General features: G+C 45.2%; 38 protein-coding genes. All 38 read right to left on the bottom strand.

From position 1 onward, the window contains the following. Positions 1 to 2: 2 nt before the first annotated feature. The 38 genes from DWY25_RS04605 to DWY25_RS04420 all read right to left on the bottom strand — a co-directional run bounded on the left by DWY25_RS04605 (position 3) and on the right by DWY25_RS04420 (position 23,052). Positions 3 to 572, bottom strand: coding sequence for a Gp15 family bacteriophage protein (locus tag DWY25_RS04605; RefSeq protein WP_117894254.1), 570 nt, complete (start codon positions 570 to 572; stop codon positions 3 to 5). Continuing rightward, positions 569 to 928, bottom strand: a complete 360-nt coding sequence (locus DWY25_RS04600) for a hypothetical protein (RefSeq protein ID WP_117894253.1) — start codon at positions 926 to 928, stop codon at positions 569 to 571. Before DWY25_RS04600 ends, DWY25_RS04605 begins: the two co-directional genes overlap by 4 nt. Before the next feature lie 14 nt (positions 929 to 942). Next, positions 943 to 1,425, bottom strand: coding sequence for a hypothetical protein (locus DWY25_RS04595; RefSeq protein WP_117894252.1), 483 nt, complete (start codon positions 1,423 to 1,425; stop codon positions 943 to 945). 12 nt (positions 1,426 to 1,437) lie between these two features. After that, complete coding sequence (locus DWY25_RS04590; RefSeq protein ID WP_117894251.1) at positions 1,438 to 1,899, bottom strand: hypothetical protein; 462 nt, start codon at positions 1,897 to 1,899, stop codon at positions 1,438 to 1,440. After that, a complete protein-coding gene (locus DWY25_RS04585; RefSeq protein ID WP_117894250.1) occupies positions 1,896 to 2,312 on the bottom strand; it encodes a minor capsid protein in 417 nt (138 codons plus the stop codon). Before DWY25_RS04585 ends, DWY25_RS04590 begins: the two co-directional genes overlap by 4 nt. Next, a complete protein-coding gene (locus tag DWY25_RS04580) occupies positions 2,300 to 2,605 on the bottom strand; it encodes a hypothetical protein (RefSeq protein WP_147336659.1) in 306 nt (101 codons plus the stop codon). The genes DWY25_RS04585 and DWY25_RS04580 overlap by 13 nt, the downstream gene beginning before the upstream one ends. Positions 2,606 to 2,649: 44 nt before the next feature. Next, positions 2,650 to 3,075 carry a hypothetical protein gene (locus DWY25_RS04575; protein WP_117894248.1) on the bottom strand — a complete coding sequence of 142 codons (426 nt, stop codon included), beginning with the start codon at positions 3,073 to 3,075 and terminating at the stop codon, positions 2,650 to 2,652. Positions 3,076 to 3,117: 42 nt separating this feature from the next. Further along, on the bottom strand, positions 3,118 to 4,308 hold the full coding sequence (locus tag DWY25_RS04570) for a phage major capsid protein (RefSeq protein WP_117894247.1): 1,191 nt from the start codon (positions 4,306 to 4,308) through the stop codon (positions 3,118 to 3,120). A 3-nt stretch (positions 4,309 to 4,311) separates the two neighbouring features. Beyond that, positions 4,312 to 4,854 (bottom strand): phage scaffolding protein, encoded by a 543-nt coding sequence (locus tag DWY25_RS04565; RefSeq protein WP_117894246.1) that lies wholly within the window; start codon positions 4,852 to 4,854, stop codon positions 4,312 to 4,314. A gap of 186 nt (positions 4,855 to 5,040) precedes the next feature. Next, positions 5,041 to 6,609: a phage minor capsid protein gene (locus DWY25_RS04560; RefSeq protein WP_117894245.1), complete on the bottom strand. Its 1,569-nt coding sequence runs from the start codon at positions 6,607 to 6,609 to the stop codon at positions 5,041 to 5,043. After that, entirely contained in the window at positions 6,602 to 7,990 is a 1,389-nt protein-coding gene (locus tag DWY25_RS04555) for a phage portal protein (protein WP_117894244.1), read from the bottom strand. The genes DWY25_RS04560 and DWY25_RS04555 overlap by 8 nt, the downstream gene beginning before the upstream one ends. Before the next feature lie 11 nt (positions 7,991 to 8,001). Next, complete coding sequence (locus DWY25_RS04550) at positions 8,002 to 9,351, bottom strand: PBSX family phage terminase large subunit (RefSeq protein ID WP_117894243.1); 1,350 nt, start codon at positions 9,349 to 9,351, stop codon at positions 8,002 to 8,004. Further along, on the bottom strand, positions 9,335 to 10,051 hold the full coding sequence (gene terS / locus DWY25_RS04545; RefSeq protein ID WP_117894242.1) for a phage terminase small subunit: 717 nt from the start codon (positions 10,049 to 10,051) through the stop codon (positions 9,335 to 9,337). The genes DWY25_RS04550 and terS overlap by 17 nt, the downstream gene beginning before the upstream one ends. A gap of 166 nt (positions 10,052 to 10,217) precedes the next feature. After that, positions 10,218 to 10,709: a DUF2335 domain-containing protein gene (locus DWY25_RS04540; protein ID WP_220412915.1), complete on the bottom strand. Its 492-nt coding sequence runs from the start codon at positions 10,707 to 10,709 to the stop codon at positions 10,218 to 10,220. Positions 10,710 to 11,231: 522 nt separating this feature from the next. Beyond that, complete coding sequence (locus DWY25_RS04535) at positions 11,232 to 11,705, bottom strand: hypothetical protein (protein ID WP_117894241.1); 474 nt, start codon at positions 11,703 to 11,705, stop codon at positions 11,232 to 11,234. Between the two features lie 9 nt (positions 11,706 to 11,714). Then, positions 11,715 to 11,894: a hypothetical protein gene (locus DWY25_RS04530; RefSeq protein WP_117894240.1), complete on the bottom strand. Its 180-nt coding sequence runs from the start codon at positions 11,892 to 11,894 to the stop codon at positions 11,715 to 11,717. Beyond that, entirely contained in the window at positions 11,894 to 12,331 is a 438-nt protein-coding gene (locus DWY25_RS04525) for a hypothetical protein (protein ID WP_117894239.1), read from the bottom strand. The genes DWY25_RS04530 and DWY25_RS04525 overlap by 1 nt, the downstream gene beginning before the upstream one ends. A 70-nt stretch (positions 12,332 to 12,401) precedes the next feature. Further along, on the bottom strand, positions 12,402 to 12,734 hold the full coding sequence (locus DWY25_RS04520; RefSeq protein WP_117894238.1) for a hypothetical protein: 333 nt from the start codon (positions 12,732 to 12,734) through the stop codon (positions 12,402 to 12,404). Positions 12,735 to 12,882: 148 nt separating this feature from the next. Further along, positions 12,883 to 13,089 carry a hypothetical protein gene (locus DWY25_RS04515; RefSeq protein WP_117894237.1) on the bottom strand — a complete coding sequence of 69 codons (207 nt, stop codon included), beginning with the start codon at positions 13,087 to 13,089 and terminating at the stop codon, positions 12,883 to 12,885. Between the two features lie 57 nt (positions 13,090 to 13,146). Next, a complete protein-coding gene (locus DWY25_RS04510; RefSeq protein WP_117894236.1) occupies positions 13,147 to 13,512 on the bottom strand; it encodes a hypothetical protein in 366 nt (121 codons plus the stop codon). Then, positions 13,509 to 14,315: a DNA adenine methylase gene (locus DWY25_RS04505; RefSeq protein ID WP_117894235.1), complete on the bottom strand. Its 807-nt coding sequence runs from the start codon at positions 14,313 to 14,315 to the stop codon at positions 13,509 to 13,511. The genes DWY25_RS04510 and DWY25_RS04505 overlap by 4 nt, the downstream gene beginning before the upstream one ends. Positions 14,316 to 14,331: 16 nt before the next feature. Next, complete coding sequence (locus DWY25_RS04500) at positions 14,332 to 14,760, bottom strand: single-stranded DNA-binding protein (RefSeq protein WP_117894233.1); 429 nt, start codon at positions 14,758 to 14,760, stop codon at positions 14,332 to 14,334. A gap of 13 nt (positions 14,761 to 14,773) precedes the next feature. Next, positions 14,774 to 15,052: a hypothetical protein gene (locus DWY25_RS04495; RefSeq protein ID WP_117894231.1), complete on the bottom strand. Its 279-nt coding sequence runs from the start codon at positions 15,050 to 15,052 to the stop codon at positions 14,774 to 14,776. Then, positions 15,049 to 15,552: a hypothetical protein gene (locus DWY25_RS04490; RefSeq protein ID WP_117894229.1), complete on the bottom strand. Its 504-nt coding sequence runs from the start codon at positions 15,550 to 15,552 to the stop codon at positions 15,049 to 15,051. The genes DWY25_RS04495 and DWY25_RS04490 overlap by 4 nt, the downstream gene beginning before the upstream one ends. 4 nt (positions 15,553 to 15,556) lie before the next feature. Beyond that, on the bottom strand, positions 15,557 to 16,012 hold the full coding sequence (locus tag DWY25_RS04485) for a hypothetical protein (RefSeq protein WP_117894227.1): 456 nt from the start codon (positions 16,010 to 16,012) through the stop codon (positions 15,557 to 15,559). Further along, entirely contained in the window at positions 16,002 to 16,358 is a 357-nt protein-coding gene (locus tag DWY25_RS04480; RefSeq protein WP_117894225.1) for a hypothetical protein, read from the bottom strand. The genes DWY25_RS04485 and DWY25_RS04480 overlap by 11 nt, the downstream gene beginning before the upstream one ends. Then, positions 16,336 to 17,046 carry a DUF5131 family protein gene (locus DWY25_RS04475; RefSeq protein WP_117894223.1) on the bottom strand — a complete coding sequence of 237 codons (711 nt, stop codon included), beginning with the start codon at positions 17,044 to 17,046 and terminating at the stop codon, positions 16,336 to 16,338. The genes DWY25_RS04480 and DWY25_RS04475 overlap by 23 nt, the downstream gene beginning before the upstream one ends. A gap of 148 nt (positions 17,047 to 17,194) precedes the next feature. After that, the gene (locus DWY25_RS04470; RefSeq protein WP_117894221.1) at positions 17,195 to 17,743 is read right to left on the bottom strand and encodes a replicative helicase loader/inhibitor; all 549 of its coding nucleotides are present in this window, start codon (positions 17,741 to 17,743) and stop codon (positions 17,195 to 17,197) included. After that, positions 17,736 to 18,536, bottom strand: a complete 801-nt coding sequence (locus DWY25_RS04465; RefSeq protein ID WP_117894219.1) for a hypothetical protein — start codon at positions 18,534 to 18,536, stop codon at positions 17,736 to 17,738. Before DWY25_RS04465 ends, DWY25_RS04470 begins: the two co-directional genes overlap by 8 nt. A gap of 16 nt (positions 18,537 to 18,552) precedes the next feature. Next, positions 18,553 to 19,023 carry a RusA family crossover junction endodeoxyribonuclease gene (locus tag DWY25_RS04460; RefSeq protein ID WP_220412914.1) on the bottom strand — a complete coding sequence of 157 codons (471 nt, stop codon included), beginning with the start codon at positions 19,021 to 19,023 and terminating at the stop codon, positions 18,553 to 18,555. After that, complete coding sequence (locus tag DWY25_RS04455; RefSeq protein ID WP_117894217.1) at positions 19,020 to 19,475, bottom strand: hypothetical protein; 456 nt, start codon at positions 19,473 to 19,475, stop codon at positions 19,020 to 19,022. Before DWY25_RS04455 ends, DWY25_RS04460 begins: the two co-directional genes overlap by 4 nt. 15 nt (positions 19,476 to 19,490) lie before the next feature. Then, positions 19,491 to 20,345, bottom strand: coding sequence for a recombinase RecT (locus DWY25_RS04450; RefSeq protein ID WP_117894215.1), 855 nt, complete (start codon positions 20,343 to 20,345; stop codon positions 19,491 to 19,493). Beyond that, positions 20,342 to 21,292, bottom strand: coding sequence for a YqaJ viral recombinase family nuclease (locus tag DWY25_RS04445; protein ID WP_117894213.1), 951 nt, complete (start codon positions 21,290 to 21,292; stop codon positions 20,342 to 20,344). The genes DWY25_RS04450 and DWY25_RS04445 overlap by 4 nt, the downstream gene beginning before the upstream one ends. Beyond that, positions 21,285 to 21,566: a hypothetical protein gene (locus DWY25_RS04440; protein WP_117894211.1), complete on the bottom strand. Its 282-nt coding sequence runs from the start codon at positions 21,564 to 21,566 to the stop codon at positions 21,285 to 21,287. The genes DWY25_RS04445 and DWY25_RS04440 overlap by 8 nt, the downstream gene beginning before the upstream one ends. Before the next feature lie 3 nt (positions 21,567 to 21,569). Next, positions 21,570 to 22,013: a hypothetical protein gene (locus tag DWY25_RS04435; RefSeq protein ID WP_117894209.1), complete on the bottom strand. Its 444-nt coding sequence runs from the start codon at positions 22,011 to 22,013 to the stop codon at positions 21,570 to 21,572. A 4-nt stretch (positions 22,014 to 22,017) separates the two neighbouring features. After that, entirely contained in the window at positions 22,018 to 22,554 is a 537-nt protein-coding gene (locus DWY25_RS04430; protein WP_117894207.1) for a glucosaminidase domain-containing protein, read from the bottom strand. After that, positions 22,541 to 22,825 carry a hypothetical protein gene (locus DWY25_RS04425; protein WP_117894205.1) on the bottom strand — a complete coding sequence of 95 codons (285 nt, stop codon included), beginning with the start codon at positions 22,823 to 22,825 and terminating at the stop codon, positions 22,541 to 22,543. Before DWY25_RS04425 ends, DWY25_RS04430 begins: the two co-directional genes overlap by 14 nt. Continuing rightward, a complete protein-coding gene (locus tag DWY25_RS04420; protein WP_117894203.1) occupies positions 22,819 to 23,052 on the bottom strand; it encodes a hypothetical protein in 234 nt (77 codons plus the stop codon). Before DWY25_RS04420 ends, DWY25_RS04425 begins: the two co-directional genes overlap by 7 nt. Positions 23,053 to 23,112 lie beyond the last annotated feature (60 nt).

Below are 23,112 nucleotides of genomic sequence, written 5' to 3'. Positions count from 1 at the left end.
AATCAGCCTCCTCTCATCATCTGATCCGCAAGTCCAGCATTATAGCTGAGCGGATCCTCGTCTTTCTTAATCCGATATTTTTTCTGTAACGCTAGTAAACGTAACTTCTGATCATTACTCATGTCGTTAGTTAGTTCCGCAGTCCGGATCTGCATTAGATTAACCAGCGCCGGCATCCCATCGTTCAGATCCGCAAACAGCGCCATAAACTTAAACCAATGCAGCTCGACCTCTGTAAGATCAATACCATAAACTTGAAAAAAAGCGGAAAAGATTGGGTCTGAATCAATCTCGAAATCAAACGCTATCTTCCCAGCCTCCTTTACCTTTTCCTCTTTTTTGTAACACCGAATAAACTCCATCATGGCCTCAAAAGCTGCGGCTTCATCCTCGGGCATTGCCTTATAAAACAAAAAAAGCGCCATTTGTCTGCGCTCCTCATCATAAAAGGTTGTGTCCTCCAGGATAAGCAGGATCCGGATGATGGTTCTATGATCTGGATTGATCGGATAATCAATACCTTTGATCTCCACGCTGTCCGGCAGCGGGTCTATCAAAAGATTGAAGCTCATGATCTCCCCATCATTCGGTTAATCCGCGCGGTCTTGGCTGCTGTGATCTCCTGCAGGATATACTGGCAGACATCCGACAAATAGGCAACGTCATCCACACGATCCGACATCAGCTCCTCATACCCGACAAGACCAAGGATCGAGATTAAAAAGTCTTTACAGATGGCTGCCATATCATCCACTTGCTCAAGCAGTTGTACGCTGTTGTTTGCATCTATTTTACGATCAACGAGCTCAGCAGACCGTTTGGTAATAACTTGAACAGCAGTCATGACCGTTTTACTGATGCCATCGATCACAAATTGATGCCCATCGATATCCAATGGAATCTGCGTGTTTGATTTAAACGATGCCATATTACGCCCTCCTCTTAAGCCGCTGATTTCTCAGTAAACGTTTTTGTACTTGGATTAAACTCGCCCTGAACCGGATCGCCGTCGTAAGTAAACGTGCCGGTTAACGCCAGAGCACTGCCTGCCTCGCCAGATCCAGGGTTGTCGATGGAAATAACGACATCCTGCTTCCGAGCCGCTTTGGTCCCAGACGTAGTGCCATTTTTCCAGGTATCCACGATGACAATATCAGTATGCGCTTTAACACCGATATCGAAAGTATCGGCGATTTCCTGTAGATAAAGAGATACAGGATCCGTGTCATCCATCTCTGACACAAATGCCATTGCCGGCGCATACCCAGACAAGCCGCCGGTTGCATTCTGTTCATGTACCCAGTGTTTTTCTTCGGTCTTCGCATTTCCGGAGACGTTTAATGCGGTAAATCCTTCGCCAATCAGTTCATAGCCTTCGGCGCATTTTAAATAAACGAGCCGCTGATGTCTTTGTAAACCTGCCATAATTCATTCCTCCTATTCATAGTCACTTTTGTGTTTGTAAACCAGCACGCATTGCGCCTGGTAGTGCGCTTTCCCGCCAGATTCCTCAGTGTCAAAAAGGTAAGGGTTGGTTTCCATCCGGATATCCAGACAGACGTCCCGATCACCTAAATCCGGCAGCGCGTTTTGTTGTTTCCGCTGTTCAAAAAAAGCGCCGAGTTTTCCCAGCACTGCAACAGCATTGATTCTTTTCAAGGTAAACCGTTCTGCAATCTTCAGATTGATCGTAAACGGTAACTCTGCAGTGTATCCGCCAACGACATTGAAGGCTTTGGAGCCGCCGGTCATTGTCCCCAGGCACATTGCCGGAGCTTTTTCCGACAGCGTATCCAGGTAGACCTCACACGGCAGCCCTGGACACTGATTGGCCAGCTGCACAAGAGCGGTGAGAATCTGCGCCTGCTCTTTACCGGTAAACACTGGTTTCTCCGTCATCGTTTACGCACCTCTGTTTCTAAGATTTTAAGCCACTTTTGGATTCGCCCTGGCTTGCGCCGCTCAAACCAATAAGGGCCGGCCTGCGGACGCAGCTTGCGATATTTTAAATCTGTATTCGTCGCCACTTTGCGCTCGTACTTTTTAGCCCAGGCGCTGTGTGAGGAGACCCCCAGCATCAACTTGCCGTAATATAAAAAACGAGCGTAAATGATATCCCAGACCAGGTAAGGATCGTCCTTGCCAATACTGCGATTGACGCTCTTTTCAAGATAGCCATTTTCGAATGGCAAATAAGAACTACAGTCCCGGGCAATCTCACTTTTAAGCATCATTCTGCCTTTCCGGACGCGCTGATCCATCTGAGCGCTGATCCGCTTGCTGTCAATCTCTGTCTTGATTACCTTTGACATAAGATCTCCACCAGCTGCGCATCGTTGCCAAACGGACGGATGATACGGTAACCCTTGATCGTGTATGTTTCTCCGGCATGGATCAAAAAATCGCCATCAGCATGCGCCGTCCAGCCAACCGGGTTCTTGTCCCAGGCTTCTGGTTCCTTAAATGATTGATCACAATCCGTACAGTCCACAACACAGACAAACTCATCGCTGTTACGAGTGTCCATCTGTGTGTGCCGGCTCTTTGCGGTTCCCGCAAAACTAACACGATTTAAAGGTGTGATGATGACCTCTGGGCTTTCCATTGGTATCTCTGGCAAAGCGTTGTGGATTTCCACGCTGTGGGGCCTTAGCATTCGCGGCGTAAGCATTGATTCACCTTCAAGGATAAATACCCTTGCTTTCTTAATTCACTTAGTGTGAGGCTGCGCGCTATCGGTGACAGCGGCATTCCATTAAAGTCCGATTCATTCTGCTTCCGATCGGAGTAACTAAACTCAAAGTTCTCCGTTTTTAAGGTTTTCAGATCCGTTTGGTTCTGACCTCCGAAAGCAGCATCAACACCACCGATAGTATGCAAAAAATCAATCTCAGCGCATAACGCTTTACGATAGTCACCCTGCAGCTCAGATAATGGCACTAAATCAACATCAGATAAATATGCCTGCGCAAAAGACTCTACAATCATTTCAGCCAGAGAAGCGAGCTGCGGATATTCTTCATATGTCACGGTTCCCATCCAGATTTCTCTATAGTATTTTAGATCAAGCTGCATGTTATCACTCCTTAGATGAAGAAAGGCAGGACTGAGCCTGCCTTATGCCTCCGATAAAACAATTGTTTTGGACACATCTGCTTCAGCCACCATGACAATGTCGTTGATGGTTTTGTGACCTGCTTTCTTGATCTTGATTGGGTAATCCCCTTTGCGCAAGTTAAATACAGCTACGCCTGAATCGTTGGTTTTCAGGATCGAACCGTTAACATCCACCGATGCGCCTTTGACCGCCTTTGCGGATTCATTAGAGCCGTCTTTCACGGTAATTGTAACAGTCTGAGTTGTTACAGGGGTCGCTGGTTCCAGATAAGCGAATGCGCAGCCTGTGCGGTCTTCATTCAGTCTTGTTGCCGGATTCGGTAATGCCCAGCCAGCGCGGAAGACAACACGGATCGCGATCATGTCCTGCTGCGCCAAGTTGTACTGAATTGCTTTTGTCACTGGGTCCTGGATCACACCCTGATCCAAAATCTTTACCGTGATATCCTGACGAATTGCCCAAACCAACTGACGGAAGTCGCCCACGATCATCTGTGCAATGGTTTTGTCAAAGGAGCCGTTTTCCGGGAAGTACATCGGCGCGCCATCCAGCGCATACGGTGTTGTTCCTTGCATATCTGACTTGAAGATAGGCAGACCATCATTTGTCCGTAAGCCTCTCAGCTTAGCCCGCATCCCTAACGCCGCAATCGCTCCGTTAACTGCGTAGCCGTCTTCTTCCACCTTGTTCAGCAGACCGCCTTCTGACATGATTTTGTCATACAGATCCTTTTCTGCCGTATCCGCGACATTGTTACCGGCTTGTCTTGCTACGGTGATGATGTCGTTCTGCCAGGCGGCAGGACGATTTTCACCGAACAGGATTGCCGCGTCAAACCGCTTACCGATAGATTCGTTAATTCGCGGCGTAATTTCGCCGATCAGATCTGTGTCGGCATCGGCGACAACTGCTTCTGGAATTGGCACGATGACCGCCAACTCGCCGGCGTTGATGTAAACATTATCCCACGCCTGCATGGAAGTCTGTTTAAACCCAGTATCGCCGTCCACCCAGTAAGCGGTTGGTAAGGTATCCAATACACGCATACGGGTCTGATTGCTGGTCATGTTTGGCAGCCGACGGCCGAGCTGCATGACGATGGAACTTTTTGGAGCGTCCTGGACGATGGAGTCAATAATCTGCTGCCGGATTAGTGCCTCAGCAGCTTCTCTGTTTGTAATATTAGGCATTCTTTATGCCTCCTTTCCTGTGATAAGCATTCTCAGAGCCTCGTTAGCCTGAGCTTTTTTGTCATCCGGATTCGGCTTCCCTGCTCCGGAAGTGGATGCTACTACATAAGGCGGCTTAGCGGATTCAAACAGATAATCATTATCTTTTTTCACTGCTTCCAGCGCTGCCTTAATGTCAGCCTCCTGATTTTTGCTTGCTTTCAGTGTCTTCGTGTCGCCGATCAGCGCGGTGATCGCTTTTGCATTGCGACCGCCCGCAGCTTTGATGGCACTTTCGAGGGCAGAATTAAATTCGATGTCTGATAGCTTTTCTGCGATCTCATTTTCCTTCGCTGATAAATCTGTCTGTAACTTCGTGATCTGTCCGCGCAGATCTTCCACATTGACGCCATCGAACTTTTTAAGTTCAGCTTTGGTTGTATCCAGCTGGGTCTTATAGGTATCTCGCTGTGCCTTGATGGTGTTGATATCTTTGCCATGCTCGTTGATGATCTTGTCGACCAGATCGGATGCAATACCTAAATCCTCTAAAAATTTTCTTTCCATAATTTCCTCCTACTACGCTTTTTTAACACGGGTTGCCTCCGCTTGCTCGCCTGCCTTTTTACGCCTTGCGCCAGGGCATAATTGATAATTATTAAGATCTTAACAATTTGCTTTTTATTGAAATTCGTGGTATATAATAGTTGTGAGTACCATTCGTTTGCCCGTTATTGGCGAGCGGAGCTGGGCTCACTTTTTTATATACTGAATTACTTCTAAAAGCACATCATCTTTTTTGACCAGTACGTGCAGAGTGCCTTTAGCACTTCTTTTTATTCGGTCATTGACACGATGAAGTAGATCCGGTAATTCTATGTCTTCTGATTTTAAATCAAGTATGATACCACCAGGATTAGAGCTTATTTGCTTTAATCCTTTTCTAATTGCTGAATCAGCCGCGGCGTTTGTGCTGATTTCTTTCAAATCCCAAAACTTACCATCCCAATCATAATCTGGAGTTTTCACACCCTGCTTCTTAGATTCTGAAAGCAAACGTATATCGCCGCCAAAATTTTCTAAAAGCCATTCAGCTACCTTAATTTCACTTTTGTGTATGCTGCGGTTATAGTCATCTGGAAAAAATATATTTCCTTTTTTAGGCGTTGCTGCCTCTAAGAATTCTTCAAGTACGGTCTTACCCCTTTTTGCAAAAGCAACTTTACTGTTTGCATAATTCTTCTTCAGCACGTCCGGATTAGCCTTGATCAGACTATCATTTCGCTTCTTCCATTCTTTGACTTTCTCACGTTCTTTGTTCGCATCATAACATCCGGCTTCCAGCGTTTTCTGCCGGCGTGTCCATTCCCGGATCATCCGCTCATTGTAGCGCTGCTCCTGCTCCAACTCGTAGACCCGATCAGTTTCTTGCGTGTTTAGGGGTTCGTAGGCCCGTTCAGACAATCCTTCAAAAAATGGATAAAAGCTATGCCGACAATTCCATCCACCAAGTCCGGCTCCAGTGCCATACCCTGTAGAGCTGATAAAATCAGGATAAGAAGTCTTCTTTTGTTGCCCAGGCTTCGTCCATTCATAAACCTTGCCTTGCCACTCCGCATGGCTTGGCCGGGCACCATAATGGTCCGTAACCTCGACCAATTGGGCTTCCATCGCAAAAAAGTTTGCCTCTTGAGCTTTAAGCGCTGACTGATTAGTGCCGGTCCTTACGGCTCGTCTTACGATCACATCGGCGTGTTCGCGGCGTCCGCTTGGCGTTATCGCTGAGGTGATCCCCTGCCGTGCTAGCTGCTCGATCGCTGTCTGTGAGGCTTGCTGAGCTGTGTAAAAGCCATTGGTCACCTGCAGATAGGCTTGATCAATAGCGTGCTCGTAAGCCCTGCTGGCATCTGCTGCATACGTCCTGGCAAAATTACGCAGCTCACCGTTGGTTGATTTAACGCCATCGGCGATAAACTTTGATATCAACTCTGATGTATCTGCCACCGATTCAAGCAAGCCCGCCTCTGCCGCAGCTTTAAAGATCAGATTATCCGTATCAACCGCGGTATGCACCGACTCACCGATGATACGCTTAACTTGATTTTCTGATAACTTCAATGTGCGGCTAAGCTGCCTAACAATGTAATCGTATTGCACACCGATTTCTTCCAGCTTTCGCTTATTCCAGGCTGCAGTGGAGGGGAAAGCGTAATCGTTTTTAACGATCCGCTGCGCCATGTCAGCCAGCAGCTCATCTTCAAGCTCCTGCCAGATTTTTTCGATGTCGTCAGTCAGATGGCCGAGTTCCTGCGGACTAAGCATTAAAATTCAATCCTTCATCCTCGGATTCCTTCGCTGCTGCAATCGCAGCTTTCGCCTGCTCCTCAGTTTCACCGTACCATTTAGCGCGGAACTCCCATTTCTGCATGATGCCGTCGCGAACCTCCTGCAGATCCTGTTGGCGCTCTTTTTCAGCGTCCATTACAATGCTGTCATCCCACTTGTATGACACTTGATAACTGCCTGCTGGCGCTAATTTGTACAACGTAGCATAAAAGTCCATCGCGTCGATTAAATCATCCAGCGCAGTCTGCAGCGCCATCTGAGCGTCGCTGACGAAGGCGTAGGATCGCTGCTTACTGGCTTTGATCTCCTCGGCAGTTTTATCCACACTTTGTGGATCCGACAACGTACCATAGGCCAGATTACAGCTGAACTCGATGGATCGTAGCTGGCTGTTCAGACCGTTAAGATAGGACTGCTCGCGAATATCCGGGCTGTAAGTATCCAGCAGTGGCTTGTCCCGGGCTCCTGTCTCGTATTTCAGTTTCCGGTACAGACGCTCCTTGCCTTTCGGCATAGCGCTGGTCCCGTCAGGATTGTCCTGCAGCATAGCTTCCGACACATGCACTGCTGTTTCTTTTGCTTCGTACTCCCAGTTTAATTGGCTATAACGCCGATCTGCTTCGCGAATCTTAGAGATCGCCCTGGAGTACACCGAGGCGCCGATCGGACTGTTGCTGTCAATGTTGTTGGCCAGCGGTACTCGGAAATAGCCGATCGGCAGCTTGTTGACATCACCAAACACGACGGATTCTGCGAGTCCTGCCCACTGGTCGATCGCAGCCAGAGGAATCTCAGCGCCCAGCTGCTCTGCCACTCGGCTGTGATAAGCCTTGTTTTTGATTTCTAGCTGTCCTTTACGCAGCGTATGCACCTCAAGTCGGGTGTAGTAATCAGCACCGCGGAATACCTGCTCTGCAAACACACATTGGATCAGGCGCCCTGTATCATCATACGAAGCAGGGAAAAAGCAATCAGCCTGTACGGTCTGAACCACAATCCCGCTCGCTGAAACATAGGGCTTAAAAACGATCCCGCCTTTTGCACATCCCATTTCGACCGGCTGGCGAATGTGGGATAGTACTTTTTGATAGGCATCATTGAGATACTTAGCCCGCCCGCTGCCATCAATTTCTGATTTCAGCTCCAGCGTGATCAGCCTGGCCATTTCGGAGGCGATCGCTGGAGCCAACCCCATGCTTTGAGTAATCGCGTTTAGCCAAGGTGCATCATCTTCAAAGAGCGCTGTCCACAATTCAATGCTCTGCGCCATCTTCGAGGTCAAACACATGTCCCCCACGAGCACGCCATCACTTTTCAGCGCTGTGCGGATCTGCTCCGCTGCTTTTGTAAATCGCATTTCATCACCTCCTACTCATACCGGATGAACCGGCTGATTGATCTTTCGACCGTGTACTCAAAAGCATCCAGACTGTCGATATCGCTTGTACCATCATCCAGACGCTCGTTTTCTGTCAAATTTTTGGGATTCCAGACTGCTGACCGGAAAGCTCCTGCCAGCGTATCGCAATAACCTTCCATCAGCTGCAGGCGTCCCATAGCCATCAGTCGGGTTGTTAAGTTGATCCGGTCATTAATCGTTGTTTTTAGCGCGTCAGTAATTCGCAGCCAGGATAAACCTGACTTCCGCGCCGAGGTTCTCAAGCCTGCAATCAATGTCTGCTCGGCGTTATCGCAATAAACGTTGGTAATGTAACCAAACTGGTTTATGATCGCCAGGCAAAAATCGATAAACAGCTTGCCAAGCTGATCCGGATCAATGTCTCTGTTTTTGCAATCAATCCGCTGCGATGATAGAACAACCGCTTTCTGGTATCCGCGGGTGATCGCCGTCGCGACGAAAGCATGGGCTGATCCACCGCCGCCGAAGTCAACGCCAACGTTGATCTCCATAATGTCCTTGGGTTTATCCTGAGTAAAGAAAAAGCCGTCCTTGCGCTCGCAGGATTCGGCGAACTGTCGATAGATCAATCCCTCTGCCACCATGCGTCGGCCGAGAATATCCCGCATGTACCAGATACTCTGGGGATCATATTGGCTCTTGATCTCAGCTTTTCGCTGATCGCTGATTGTTACGTTGTCGTCAATCGTAAAATGCTCGTAGTTGCAGCCTCCAAGCAGCTCCCCTATTTCCGCTCGCTGCCTATACCGGTCAATATATTCGGTGTAGATCGGAGCATTTGGGTTGTCAGGGTTGAGATCCCAGAACACCTTACGCCGCTGAGCTGCAAGCTGGCGGTTAAAAGCCTCGCAAATTGTATCCGGATGATGCAGGTTGATTTCCGTTGCGATCCACATGCCATAGGAATTACCACGGATTTTTTTGTAACTATCCGCTTTCGCGCCACCAGAGAACAAGACAATCCGCAGCTGCTGACTGGTAGAAGGACCTTTGATAAACAACGCCTCATTGTCCTTGTACTTACCCCAGTGACACTGCCCTCGGAAGATATACTCTAAACCAAAGCCGTTGGCGTCACCGATATTCAGTTTCGCATTGGCCATCGTGCTGCCCGTTGCCAGATGGATCTTGTCTGGCGTCGTTTTCAGCTCATGCGCGAAAGCAAAGACGTTGTCGACGGTCTTTCCGGCACGCACAGCGCCTTCCGCAAAGTTAAAAGTATTTTCGGCGCATCGCCGGATATATGCCTTGTGCTTCTCACCAAAGCAAAAGGCGATCTTTTTACTTTTCCGCGCCATAGACCTCTGCCTCTGCTTCGCTCAGATCTTCAATCTCTTGGTCTGTGCCGGTTAGCTTATTTACCTGAGCCCGCAGCAACTCGATCCGCGCCCGCTGCTCTTGATTAGCCATGCCAGACTCCACCATCGCGTCATATTGCTTGATCATGTTAGTCAACGTCTGCATCGCCCTAGACTGTGCTGACAGAAAGGTTGCTTGCTTATCCCAAGCCTGCTGCACTTCCCAGCGTTCTCCGATGACGCTGCCGTCTTTTACCTCGATCTTCTCGACAGTCTTATCTGCTTGACCTTTGACAAACATAATCTGCTGAGCTCGCAAGATAGCAGCGTACTGGATCTGGATATTCTGCCATAAAACATCGAGCGGATCCAATATCTGCAGGTCTTCAACCAGTTCTAGCGTCTCCGCCGGAAGCACCTTACAAAAAAAGCCGTGTTTGACGGCATGCTGGTTTCCCGGCGGTCCTGTTGCATTCTTGTTTCCAGGCTGTCCGCCGCGATGCCGTTTGGTTGCAACTTTTTCTGCAACTTCGGTTGCAACTTTTTGCTTTTTTGGTTGCAACTTTTCCGCCCGCCAGTACCTGGTTGCCCAGGACTTGACTGCGGACAGGGACACGCCCACCTCGTCGGCAATCTCCTGATATTTTTTGCCCTGCAGATAAAGCTCCCGGGCAAGCTCGCGTTTTGGGTCTACTATCACGTCATATCACCACCTCCAGATTTATGTCAACGCGTCAAATGTAAATTAAAACCCCGCAAGGCGATACGCGGGGCTGTGAGTTTGCAGGAAAGTTAGAAAGCAGAGGGGAAAAGAACATCCTGCCGCATCTAGCTATCGAGCTGGAAACCAAAGAAAAAGCACCCCGCTAAGAGTGCTTTTCTGAATCATCTTTCTTGTTACGATCTCCTAGAAACAATTTTATGATAGTTCCTACACCAGTTATCAAGGCTACTAGGCCACCAACATCTTTGTTATTTAGCAGCAAAATTGTTCCCACTACTAAGGTCACGATGACTGTCAAAAATGAGAATATAGCTCCTAAAAGACTATCTCTACCCTGGAACTTCAAAACTTTTTCTCTGTGTTCAAATGCTTTCTGCTGGTCCTTTTCGGCCATCGCTACGATTCTTGAAGCCAGACCTTTTTCAATATCTTCATAGCCTTGAAGCATTTGCGGCGGAGGGAGCGGTCCCTGATATTCAACCGCTTGCAGTGTCATAATCGCTTTTTTCTGTTCTGGATCCAGCTGATCTACAACGTTCTGCGCTTTTTCAATTGTTTCTTGAGCTGCCTGGACAGATTCAGGTTCAAGGACTAAATCATTTGTCTTTTCTTCTGAAGGATTTCCCATAATCATCTAAAGCCTTTCTTATGCGCTCTCCTGTATTGATCCACGCTTCATTTACAGACTGTTGTCTAATAGCCTTCACGTAATTGATAGACTCCGAACTGCGCTTAGGGTACTTCATGCCTTCGCGAAAAGACTTGCTTACTCTAATCGTCATACCATATCATCCTCCACTTTTATTATACACATTTTCGCACAGTTCGTAACGCTCTACAACTGAAAGTTTTATTACAAATCATAAAATATGTCTTTTTTTTGGTGTTTTTCAACAAAAAAGCACCCATCGCTGAGTGCCTTGCGCAGATGGGTTCACTTAGAATTCATCCACCGCTATCCCTAATTCAATCCTGTGACTTACTCCCACCTGGGAGCCCAGCGTTACTCCGTGCCCGGCGCAAAGGCTTCTCATCACAGGCTCAGGCGCTGGCAGCCTATAGGATGCGTCCATCCGTCTGCACTGGCCATAATTACCGATCTCGCGCCGATCCCGTATCGTGGGGACGCTACTATCGACAAAATTTCACACTATCATTATATCACGTCAACCCCCGACCAATGGGGCAACTTTGATTTTCTGATAGCTTTTTTTATCTCTCGATTTACTTTTCTTCGCAGTGTAGATCTATCCATACCCAGATTTTCAGCCATACTTGATTGAGAACTCCCCAAGACCAGAAGACTGAATATCGCATCCTTGATAGAGATGCCATTGATCTTTTCATCGCTCATATGATCAAACACTCTGTCAATAGCTTCTATTCTTGTTTCAACAGCTACTAATTCGCGGATTTTCTTTTTTCCTGCTTCCCAGATATCAATTTTTTCATCATGTTTGGGATCTCTCGCATTTTCGTAAATCACCTCTCTCATTCGAGGTGATTTAATACCCAATCTGTCGTATATACTTTGAGCCTCGTCGTCCAGGATCGGCCTTATTTTCTGCAGATAGATGTAATCCCTCGCTTCTCGTTTGAAATGTTCACACTCATCTTTGATGGTTATCATCTAATCCTCCTATTCAGTTTTTTCCTCATCCGCTGGCTGCATCATAAACGCAAGCAGCTTATCAGGATTGGAGCAGATACCCAGCAGCTCGCAGCCATCACATCCAAGCTCAGGACGATAGAGGCAGCAAGGATCGATGCGGGTAAACTGCTTGCACAAGGCCGTGGCGTACTTATCCAGATTGCGCATTACCGATCTCCTCCCTCAATCATCAGCTGACCGTTGTTAAATAGCTCATACACCGATTGGCCCGACCGATTAATAAAGTATGGTAATAAAACTTGATCGATGGTGACCATCTCAGTTTCCAAAATTGCGAGCTGGGCGTCCAACCAGTCACGCAGTATGCGCCAAGACACACGCTCAGCCTGATCATAGGTCGCAATGACTTTACTGTTTGTTTTCTTCTGCCTTCTCAGGACCTCCAGAGTGGCATCAACATTAGATGGTAGTCTTACTGCCTGAATCCCGCCGGGTGTACTAATTGTAAAGCTGACCGACACGACCCGCTGGTCTGGGCCATACTCGATCATCAAACGTTGAGCGCCTCTGCGAGCCAGCATAGCTTGGATTTCTCCCACTGACTCGAAAGCGTCTTTGGTTGTTGTATAGTTTTTAATTGGCATTACCAATCACCTCCCATCCGATCAATCAGCAGCACCGCAACCACAAATACGACGGCGAGCAGCGCGGGGATCATTGGTCATCTCTCCAATCCAACGCCTGACCGCAATGCCTGCAATACAAGTCCCCATCAAACGGGTGTACTCTTCCTCCGCATTTAGGACAGCGGTATATCATGACTGTTGTTGGACGATCGTCTATAAATTTAGCGGTTGCCGTTTCTTCATTGATCTTCACCGGCGTCGCTCTGTCAATAAGCTCCTGTAGCACGGATTTATTTGCGTTAAGTGTTTCTTCGTCTAAAGGGTAATAATCTCCGCAATCATATTCTTCGCAATCAAAGTCCTTGATGTACTCCATCGCATGATTACACAGGAAATCCAGCGATTCTTGATATTTATTCATTCAATCCACCTGCTTTCTACCTAAAGTCTTTTGTCAAAACAACGAGCGCAATGATAGCACATCCTCTTTCTACATCACTGCCAAAAACAGCAAGCAAAAACAAACTCAACGCCATAGTCACATCGCACACAAATATGACATTTTTCATTTAGTCAACCCACGCATCGCTCTTGTATCGCGCTTCTTCCTTTCTTTTTAAGTTTTCGACTTGCTGTCGTAATCCGAGATTTTCACGATCCAACTTTTTGATTCTTCCCTTCAATTCAGCAATGATTTCGCACTTCTGGAAATTATCATCCTCTAACGCTCTGTTTTCGCGTCTTAACAATTCAATCTCTCTTTTTTCGTCTGTCATAACTTTTCCCTTCCTCCTGCCTTTTTAGGGCTCCGAATGTTGTAAATCGTCGTTTTGCTAAAGTAATGTGAGTTGCCCATCTTCCGGTTGCATTTTTTTGATCTGCTTTTTTGTCTGGCTACTGAATTCTTCAAACCGTTTAATCCGATTCGCTCTTTTCCCTTTTTTCACAGCCATATAATTTTCATCTACCTCTGGCGGCGTAGGCAGATAATACTCCAGTGGCAGTTTTGCTCCTGTTGCTTCGCAGCATTCTGCGATTTCGCGCTTGTAAGAAATTATATGATTACGTATAAGATTCATATTTGCGCCATCCGGCCAGAAGGGATCGCTGCATCCATGTTCAAGGATATAATTCCATTGATTGATTTCCCGCACTATCTGCGCAGCATATTCCTCGATTGGATTCAGTTCTTTTTTCATAAATCCAGCCTCACATCAGGGTCATAATTCATCCACAAGACTTCTTTTCGTTTTACTCCGCCTTCTGCCAGCGTCGACTTTGTTTCTTTACGCCATCCCTTGAGTGTTTGGTTGTAGAGATCATTGTCGTACCCCGATATCAACACCTTGCCCGGATGACGCTTAAGCGCAGTCAGCATATCCACGTGATCCTGATCCGTCATCTCATGCTTGTACAGGTTACTCTTACGAGTGCTGCGTAGATAAGGCGGATCAGCATAAATAAATACGTCTAAGGTATTGTATCGGCTGATTATCTCTAGTGCTTTTAAATGCTCAATCTGGACTTGTTTTAACCTCTTGGCAGCTACCCTCATCACATCAGGTAATGTATCCCAGGTGTGAGCTGGACTAGGACTGGTAGAGGATTGGCCAGATCGAAATCCGTTGTGATAAAGGTTACCGCAGCCAATCGCCATCCAGCAGCGCACAGCGAAGCGTCGAGCCCGCTCTATATTACTGACGACCTGCGCTCTTGAAAAATCATCAACACTGCCCCAAGACGCCTCGTACTCAGTGCGACCGTAAGCTGTAAGCTCGATCAACCGGATCAGCTCATCAGGACAATCTCGCAGAACCTTAAAGTAGTTGTAGACATCATCATTGAGATCGTTGATAGTTTCAATTCGGCACGGTTGTTTGTTAAAAAACACCGCACCGCTGCCGAAGAAAGGCTCTAGGTATACCTTGTGATCAGGAATGAATGAGCAGATCCAGGGTGCCAAACGAGTCTTAGCTCCGGGATATTTCAAGACTTGTTTCATCTGTTACCCCCCCTAGCTAAAATGGCAGGTCATCCGAGCTTATTTCCAGCACTGGCTCACCACTCATATAGTCATTAAGCGGGTTGGCATCTACCGTATTGCCTTGTCTTTCGGATTTATTTCCATACCCCGATATCAGCTTAACGTTGTCGCACTGCACTGTCGTTTTGTATGCTTTATTTCCATTTTTGTCATCATAAGAATCAATTTGCAATCGCCCTTCAACCCCGACAATCGCTCCCTTTTTTGCGTAGCTGCAAATAAAGTCAGCTGATTGTCTCCAAGCTACACAATTAATAAAATCTGTTTCTTTGTCTTTTCCTTTATCACCAGAGAACCGCCGATCACAAGCGAGAGTGAAATTCGCAACAGAAAGTCCGCTTTGGGTTTTTCTGATATCCGGATCACGGGTTAAACGCCCGACAAGAACAACTCTGTTTATCATCTTTAATCACTCCTTAAAATGGCAATGGATTGTTTTGATATGGGTTTAAATTCCACCCATCCCTAACAATTAATTGTAGAACTTTTTTATGACCATAGGGGAAGTCCCCTAACATGGATGCACATCCAACAATTCTTACTAAAGCGATACTGTCCATGTTTTCTACTATAGCTAAATCAGCGATTTCGCAACCTGGCTTATAGACATATTGCATGTCATCAGGCAGTCGCCAATATAGATATTTAAACGGATTATTGATGTGTTCACCAATGATGTATCTTTTAATTGTCATCGCCATGCCTCCTCTCCGATGTTCGCGTCATCAGACTGGCAAACATATTTTTTGATAGATCTCAGCTTCCCTCTCAGTTCTTCAGCGCTTAAATCATCAATCGTTTTTGGATTGTGATCGAATTGAGCGTGGTAGAATGCTGTGCAGTTTGGAATGATGTAAAACGGCAGCTCACCGAATACGATTTTGTTTGTAGCCTCCACTGGCCGAATGAAACTTTTTGCTGGAGCTTGGATGCCAAGTGAACGGTATAATTTGATCAAGTTCTCATGCCGGGAAACGATCAGTAAATCATCTTCCGCGACAAAATAAGATTGTGTTGCGCTTTTATAAAGTGACACTCCATCAGATTTTCTGACGGCGATAAAGCTATCGCTATCTTTTTTACCATCGAAGTTAAGTGTGTAAACGGTTTTTCCGTTGTCATAACTGATCTTTGCTTCTTCGTATGTTGTTTCACGGATTCCGTCGATATCTCCATTAATTTTGATAAAACTCATATTTTCATTTCTCCTTTAATTTGATAATTGTTTTCACGCCATCTCCATCTTCAATAAATTCGCAATCAAGGCCGAATGCTTGAAGTATTTCAATGACTTTCTTCGATCCGCCAAGCCATTTGACGTGCTTGGGGTTAATGTACACGTTGCCAAACCCAGTTAGATGTTTGATGAGATAGTTTTTCACAAAATCATCTTCCCGACTTTGTTTTGCCGGAATTTGTGATGCGATATTAACATCAAACAAAATGTCCAACTGTGTAGCTTCTTTGATTTTTTTCCAGGTATTAATCGTGCCTCGGAACTGCCCGGCAAGAACTGGCTGTATTGTGGAATTGTTTACTTCACAAAATCTCGCAAAATCTCGATTGTACATATCTCTTTTTGAGATGTACTCTCTTACCAGCGGAAGGTTGTACTGGTATTGATCCTCCGAAATTGTAAATATTCTATTGCCCATCACACAGCTCCGAATATTCCTCTAACTTGAGATTTCTCATCATTTCCGAATTTTTTTCATCTTCTTCATTTGCCTGGGCAATAAACTTCAAGGCATATCCGAACGCGAATTTTGCCCCGCAACTTGAACAGTAATTTGGAATTTTCATTCTTCGTTTGAGCAGATCGCTCTCTTTCGTTCTCGAAATAAGGCTAATCTTTCTGAACGATATAACTTCTTCGCCACATTGAGGGCAAACAAGAATTTTGTACTTTTGAGTAAAAATTTTCCCTGCCGGCTTTCCGTTTAGAACTCCGTCAGCAAAACACCCACTTTCTTTTTCTTCAACAACGGGCATTACTTCCATCATTTCTCTCCTTTCTTTGAAGACTCTTTGGAAACTCTCTTAGCATATTTTCTTCACCGATAATTGGTATAAGAGAGTTCTTCATGAATACCGGAACATTATTTTCTCGGCAGTTTTTAACAATTTTATCAATCCATTCTTTTTTCGGAATTACTTTGCTTTTTCTGCGCCCTGTTTCGGCTCCGATAATTACCCACTTTGGCATTCCTTCAAACTCTGAATCAGGAATGTCATTAAGTAAGGGTTCAACCGATATAAAGGTGTTAACTGCTTCAGCTCTCGGCAAATCTTTAAACTTTCCGGTTTTTCCTGTAACTGTTGTTCCAAGCCAAGCGTTTTCTGGTAATCTGAATCCCATCAAAATATCCCAGTATCTTTCTGGATTTTTAGTAAGAAAAAGATAATTGTGCTGCTGATTCTGTTCGCACTTATCAAGCACTTTCTCAATCCATTCATCAGGAATAAAATCACCGAAAAGATCCCCCATGCTGCATACAAAGATGTTACGACCTTTACAGTTATCAAATTGATTTAATCTGTCTTTGTAAAACATTGGTTCAAACCCATTTGGATAAACAGCAGGGAATCTTTTTGCCATCGCTCTGGCGTAGCAATATTCACAACCGTGCAGACAACCTGTCACCGGATTCCATGTGCTATCGCACCACTCAATTTTTGTTTTCTTCATTTCTCCTCCCACGGGATCATCCCGATCACTTCAATCTCTGTTTCTTGGATCTTCAATGCTCTACTCACCAGCCGCAATCCTTCCACTGCATTGCTGCACACGATGTAAGACGGCGCCAAATGTGGGTAACGGCGTAAACAGTAAACCATTAGCATGACTTATCCTCAATTTCTTTTACAGAGTCTTTCTGAGCTGAGATCAGCCGTTTAACGCTAGACGGAAGCATTGCTACTTGTTCCAGCTGCTCCTGCCGGCGACGGAAGCCTTTGAGGAAGTTTGACTGTACAACGGTGTTGATGTCCTCGGTGTCCATCTTCGCCCAATCCCGGATATCGGACACACTACATACCCGCTTCACTTCCTCCGGCAGTTTCGCATATTCTTCCTCCGCCCCATAGATTCCGTTGCGCATTGCGATCTTTACCGCTTGCCATGCATCAGCTTCAGAAAGGCGATCCGGATGCATGATAAGCCGCATTTTCTCTTTAATCTGTCCTGGCGTTGGTGGATATCCAGAAGCGTCAGAAACAATGAACGATTTAAGCGCCGCGCCAACGATCACCGCATCGTCATCCTCGAACAAGCTTTGCCACAAGGTGACCGATTTTTTTATGTCATCCTCACTCTGTCGGTAATAGAACGCCGGGTAGGTTTGTTTTATGACTGCGAGGATCTTGGCGGTTTCTTGCTTATTCATCAAATTCACCTCTTTCCAGCATTTCCAGGAATGGATTCATGCTTTCTTGTTTTTTCGGCATTGTGGGTTGATTGCCCCGACTTTGGTTCTGCGCCTTAGACAGCCAGTTGTTGATAAATCGATTAATTCCAGATTTTGTTTTCCTTCTTGCCGGGTTGCTAATCAACCAGCCTTTCATGTTTCTCAACTCCTGCATGATATCAACAGCGGGATAAAGATCAGCGAATTGGTCAACTTGTTTTTGCGTCACCTGATGTTCCTCGCCGCCTGTCAGAGGTAGTGCGATAGCAACTGGCTCTGGACAAGTATTTAAAAGAATCTTTTCTTCTTTCTTCTTTACTTCTTTACTTCTTACTTTCTTATATTCTTCTATTGTTGTCGTTTGGCTGTCGTTTGACTGACATTTGACTGACGCGTTGTCTGACCTATATCCTGTCGTTTGACTGACTTCTTGATTGTCATTTTGACTGTCATTTTGACTGTCGTTGTCTTGGTAGAGATCGTAATTTAACACCTCTATTACGCTGAATTTTGAGTATGTTGTGACTGCTATCGTGCCTGACTTTTTGAGGTGCTCAATGGCTGTCCTTATTTGACGCTCTGTAAGGCTTAGTGCCTGACTTAACTTAGACAGACTTGTGACCAAGTTCCCGCGCGGTATTTCAACACCCTTGAACATCCCATTTTTCCAATTCGCCGACAACAGAAGGTGGAGAAAAACGCGCATTGTATTAGTGTCACCGTACCATTCCCATTCAAGTAATTTGCGATGTATTTTAATATATCCGGCCACACATTCACCTCCGGTTTTATTCGCTATAAAACGTCAAACTCACCTCTACACGAGGGCTGTGCGAATAGAATTTATAGACTTCCAAACGCGTTATCTGACTATCGTCTTTATAAGCAATTCCATTCAAACTGTCTAAAATAATTTTCGCAATATTGTCTAAATCCGGCTTTTTTAATGGCCGAATATCTCCTCGTTCCATCCCTCCAAGCTTCTTCTTGCTTGTCGATTTAGGGATGGAAAAATAAGCAGTAACCAACGCTTTTAATTCGCAGTCAAGCGGAACATGATCTGGAAAGTTTGTTTGGAAAGCCAGCTTTACTAAGTTTTCATAATTGACAGTCTCTTTAGGGGTGAAGGCGATCCCAGAGCGTGTTACTCTGGGTCTCGCCTTTGCTTTTGGTTCTCCGGGTATGGTAAACACGAATCCTTTACTCATCGCGTTTCTCACTGCCAGAAACCGTTCAATTTCCAACGTTTTCTGCATCATTGTGCTTCTTCTTCCGTTTTGACAGAATCGCTCTCAGAAGGCTTGTCAGAAGCTTCTGAGAATGTGATGTTGACTTCCTTCGCAGGAGGTTCTTCACCTCCGAACAAATCAGCTTGTCCAGGTGCTTCGGATTTTACCTCCGTCATTTTATATTCGATCAGACGGCCAACATCGTCGATTGATCGAGTGATATCCATCCGGTCCTTCACGATCTCTTTCTTAACAATTTTTGAATTTGTGCTGGCAGAGATAGCGATTGTTTCTTTATTCGATGTCGCTGAAATCTCGAATTCAATGATAATTTTTCTAGGCTTTGTTGGGTTGGTTCGCGGATCGTCGATGTTCTGCAGAACGGTTGCGAGTTCATCGCAAAATCCATCCACTAATTCCGGATCTGAAAGAATCGTTTCGGCTCCGTTGTTTTTTAATACTTCTCTATCTGTAACAATCATATTTTTCTCCCTTCATTACAGCAGGCTCGGCTGATCTGCTACTTTCTCCTTCACTTCCCCAGTTGCTGGATCTACTGAATATTCATTTTCAACTTCGGCTTCATAGATTTCATTTTCGTTTGGAACTAAAGTCATATCATCGGAAATTGTAGATTTAATAGTTTCATCCGTTTCAATCTGACGAACAAATTCAGTTTTAATAGGCGCATATTTCAACGCCTTCTTAAGTACAGTCTTTTTAGCCATTTCTTCAAAGTTTGTTTGCCACGGTCCATCGCTGTATGATTTTGAATACTTTTTAGCATGAGCTTTAACATCTTCCACGCTCATAACTTCAAAGCCTTCACCACCATTTACTGTCTTAAAGACTGCATAGAACCATACTGGGTTGCCTCGATTAGACTTCGCAGGGATGTGATGTAATTTCGGCAATAAACCGAATTCAAAATCAAATTCATCATTTTCATAAACTGTCTGAGCCATAATCGTTTTAACCTCACCACTTCGATAGGCGAGGTCAATTAAGCCTTTATACCCTAATTGAAAAGTGCATGAATTTTTATACGGGATTAAATACGCTTGTCCAAGTGGCGTATTAGGCTCTAGCCCGAGCTGCGCAGCATTCATCATGGCCGCTAAGAATGATTGTGGCGTACATTCCGATAATTTTTTATTAGATGAAATTGCTGATAATGCGATGCGTGTAAATCTTTCAGGCGTCATTACTTTAGGCAATGCCTTGGCAATTTCGCTCTGCATGGAAACGACATAATCTTTTAAAGTGACATTGCCTTTCTTTTTACCTTCCACAGCACTTCCGGCCGCTTTGGTGATAGATGTTGCCTTGTTGTTTACTGTCTGACCATTCATTGTTCGTAATCCTCCTCTTTTATTTCAAATTTCCTGAACGAAATTTCTTTTTGACACTCCGAGTAAATATCTGGATATTTTTTCTTCAGTTGCTCAGCGTCAATTCTATTTTGCTTTGCGTTTTTCCAAGAAACTTTGTATTTATCGGTCTGTCCAAATTCATGATTTCCAAGTTCTTTTTTAAGCTCGTTCTTGAGCTTGTCCATTTGCTTTTCTATACTTTTCTTCGACTTTTCGAGATTCTTAATTAAAGCAATAAGATCTTCTCTACCAAATAGATCTATTGCTCCGTATCCTTCTGGATAACGTTTTTGAAGCGTGTTTGAAGTTGATTCTGAACCATCAATAGGCGGTTCTTCGTCATTCACAACATAATCCCAGAATGTCTTTTCTGCTGATATCAAAGCGTTAATAGCTTCTTCGTCTCGTTCAACAACATACCAGTAAAAACCAATGCCAAGAACGAGTATCGCTATATACACCCGATCAACACCCGTAGTTGCCATGTAATGAATACATTGAGCGTAATAGTTATCCGGAATCTCACCTTTTTTGTATTGAATCCTTGTTAAAGCGGATGCGGTCTTACACTCTAAAATCGCATTTTCACCCACCACAACCCTGTCAACATTAGCGAGCATGAACGGGTAGTCTTTTCTTTGATAACTAAAGTTAGATTTTCTAACTTTCTTCCCCGTTTCTTCGGCAAAGCGGTAGGCTACATACTCTTCTAAATCACGCCCCTGCCGCATTGCTTCGTTGTCTACATCGTTAGCTATCTTCCCTGTCTTTTCACACCACAGCGTGTATGCAGATTTCCAGGGATTTAACCCAAGCACAGCACCGGCATCGCTTCCACCAATACCTTTGATTCTGTCTTTCAACCATTCTTCTCTTGATCTTGGTATTCTGAGCTTGATAACATTAGAATTTCTTTTTTTATACATCACCTAAAATCCCTTCTTCATACATAATTCCAAGTTCTTCTTGTGTAAATTTTGCTTGAATTATTTGTGAGCACTTTTTGCTCAGATTTTCTACAAATTTTGAATAGCAATCAGGGCACAACGATTCACCATTCACTTTGTGTTCATCCCCAGCTTCGCAGGAATGACCGCAATCGCATTCATAAGTCAGATCGAATTCCGATTCCATCTGACAGCCTGCACCGTAAAGGAAGTCTTGCTCTCTCTGCCAGAGCTGTTCTTCAACTCTTGTCATTGTTTAATATCTTTCTTCTTTTTTATTAACACTAACGTTGATAGTCGTTCTATATGTCGAATCAATGCTATCAACAACTCCGCTTAAAAACGCTTTATAGAAACTATCAATAGTTGCCTTCTTCGACATTTCCCGCTTTATCATGCCGCGAATGTCTTCACGCTTTTCTTCCATTACCTCCTTAATTACGTTTACCGCTTCGTCTTTAATCATTTGTTTGACGTAATATTCTAGTAATGTATATTTGTTGTAACTGCTGTAAGATGACACTTTCCCTTCATCGTCAACCTTCATACTTAGAACTTGGTTTACAATAGATGAAGCGATATTGTTCTTTTCGTCTAATGCCTGTACAATTCCTGCGTTTACCATCTGCTTAATCACACCAGTAATTGCTTCTTGATCAATTTTCAAATCTAAACCAAACAGGCTGCTTTCATTTGCCATGAATTTATCTCCCTTCCGCCAGCTGCTCCATGAGCTGGACTATTGTGTCCGTATCATCTGACTCTGACCATAAGTTGCGCTGTTGCGCTACCGTGGTCAGGCCGTTGCCGTAGTAGTCAGCCATGATCTCAAACATGCGCCGAAGACCATCTGTGGCCGTGCCGTACTTGCAGTACCGATCACCGCACCGGATACCCGCAGGGTTGTGTTTGGTCAACCATGCCGATGAGCTGCCCCAGCCGGTCTCAAGGACAAACACTGCAGCAGCGTAAACCGGACTGATGTTGTACTCCTCTGCGAGATCAAGCAGCGCGACTGGTACGACTCCCGCCGCTTTGCCGGTTGGCTGCCACTCGTGCCAGCTGACCACCATTTCCGCAGTGTAAGCCGGTGGAGTATCAGGCTGATGGAGCTCGATCACAGTCACCGGCTGTGCCGCTGGTGTAGGCATCTCTGCTTCGGCGGCCGGTAGGTTGAGCGTCACGCCGGCGGTGATCACAGCTGTGAGGATCACCAGCACCGGGCGTTTAAGCCGTCTCATCGCCCTTGTACCTCGCTTTAATGGACTTTAACTCAGTTTCTGCATCTTTAAGCTGACGCTTTAAAGTATTAATATGTATTTCTAGCTCGCACATGTGATCTGCTGCAGAGGTCAACTCTTTAAATATTCCAAAACCACCTAAACACCAGAGAATTATGATGCTCTGCTTGGATAAATCTGCCGGATGATACATATAAACGTGATTTACCAGATTATACTGATCGACAGATACCTGCCGATTAATCATTGTTTCAAACTCTTCTTTCAGCATTCGACGGCCTCCTCGATTTGCTGGTACGCATTATCCATGCTTTCTAGTGCTTCCTGCAGCAGATCGCAAACTTCATCTGCCCGTTGGTACCGATCACTCTCTTGGAGATTTTCTGGCATGTTATCACGATACTCCTCTTCTTCATCTTTCAAAGCCTCTAAGTCTTGACCTAAACTTTCCAATTTACTTTGGATCTCTCTTAGAGATTTTCTGCGTTCTTTATTCATTTATTTCTCCTTCCTTCACAAGCTCGATAGCTTGTGATAAAATAGAGATGATCCTATAGC

Source organism: Holdemania filiformis, assembly GCF_003459085.1.
Lineage (GTDB): Bacteria > Bacillota_I > Bacilli_A > Erysipelotrichales > Erysipelotrichaceae > Holdemania > Holdemania filiformis.
Note: the sequence above shows the minus strand (reverse complement) of the source record. Positions and strands in the feature narration are given on the sequence as shown.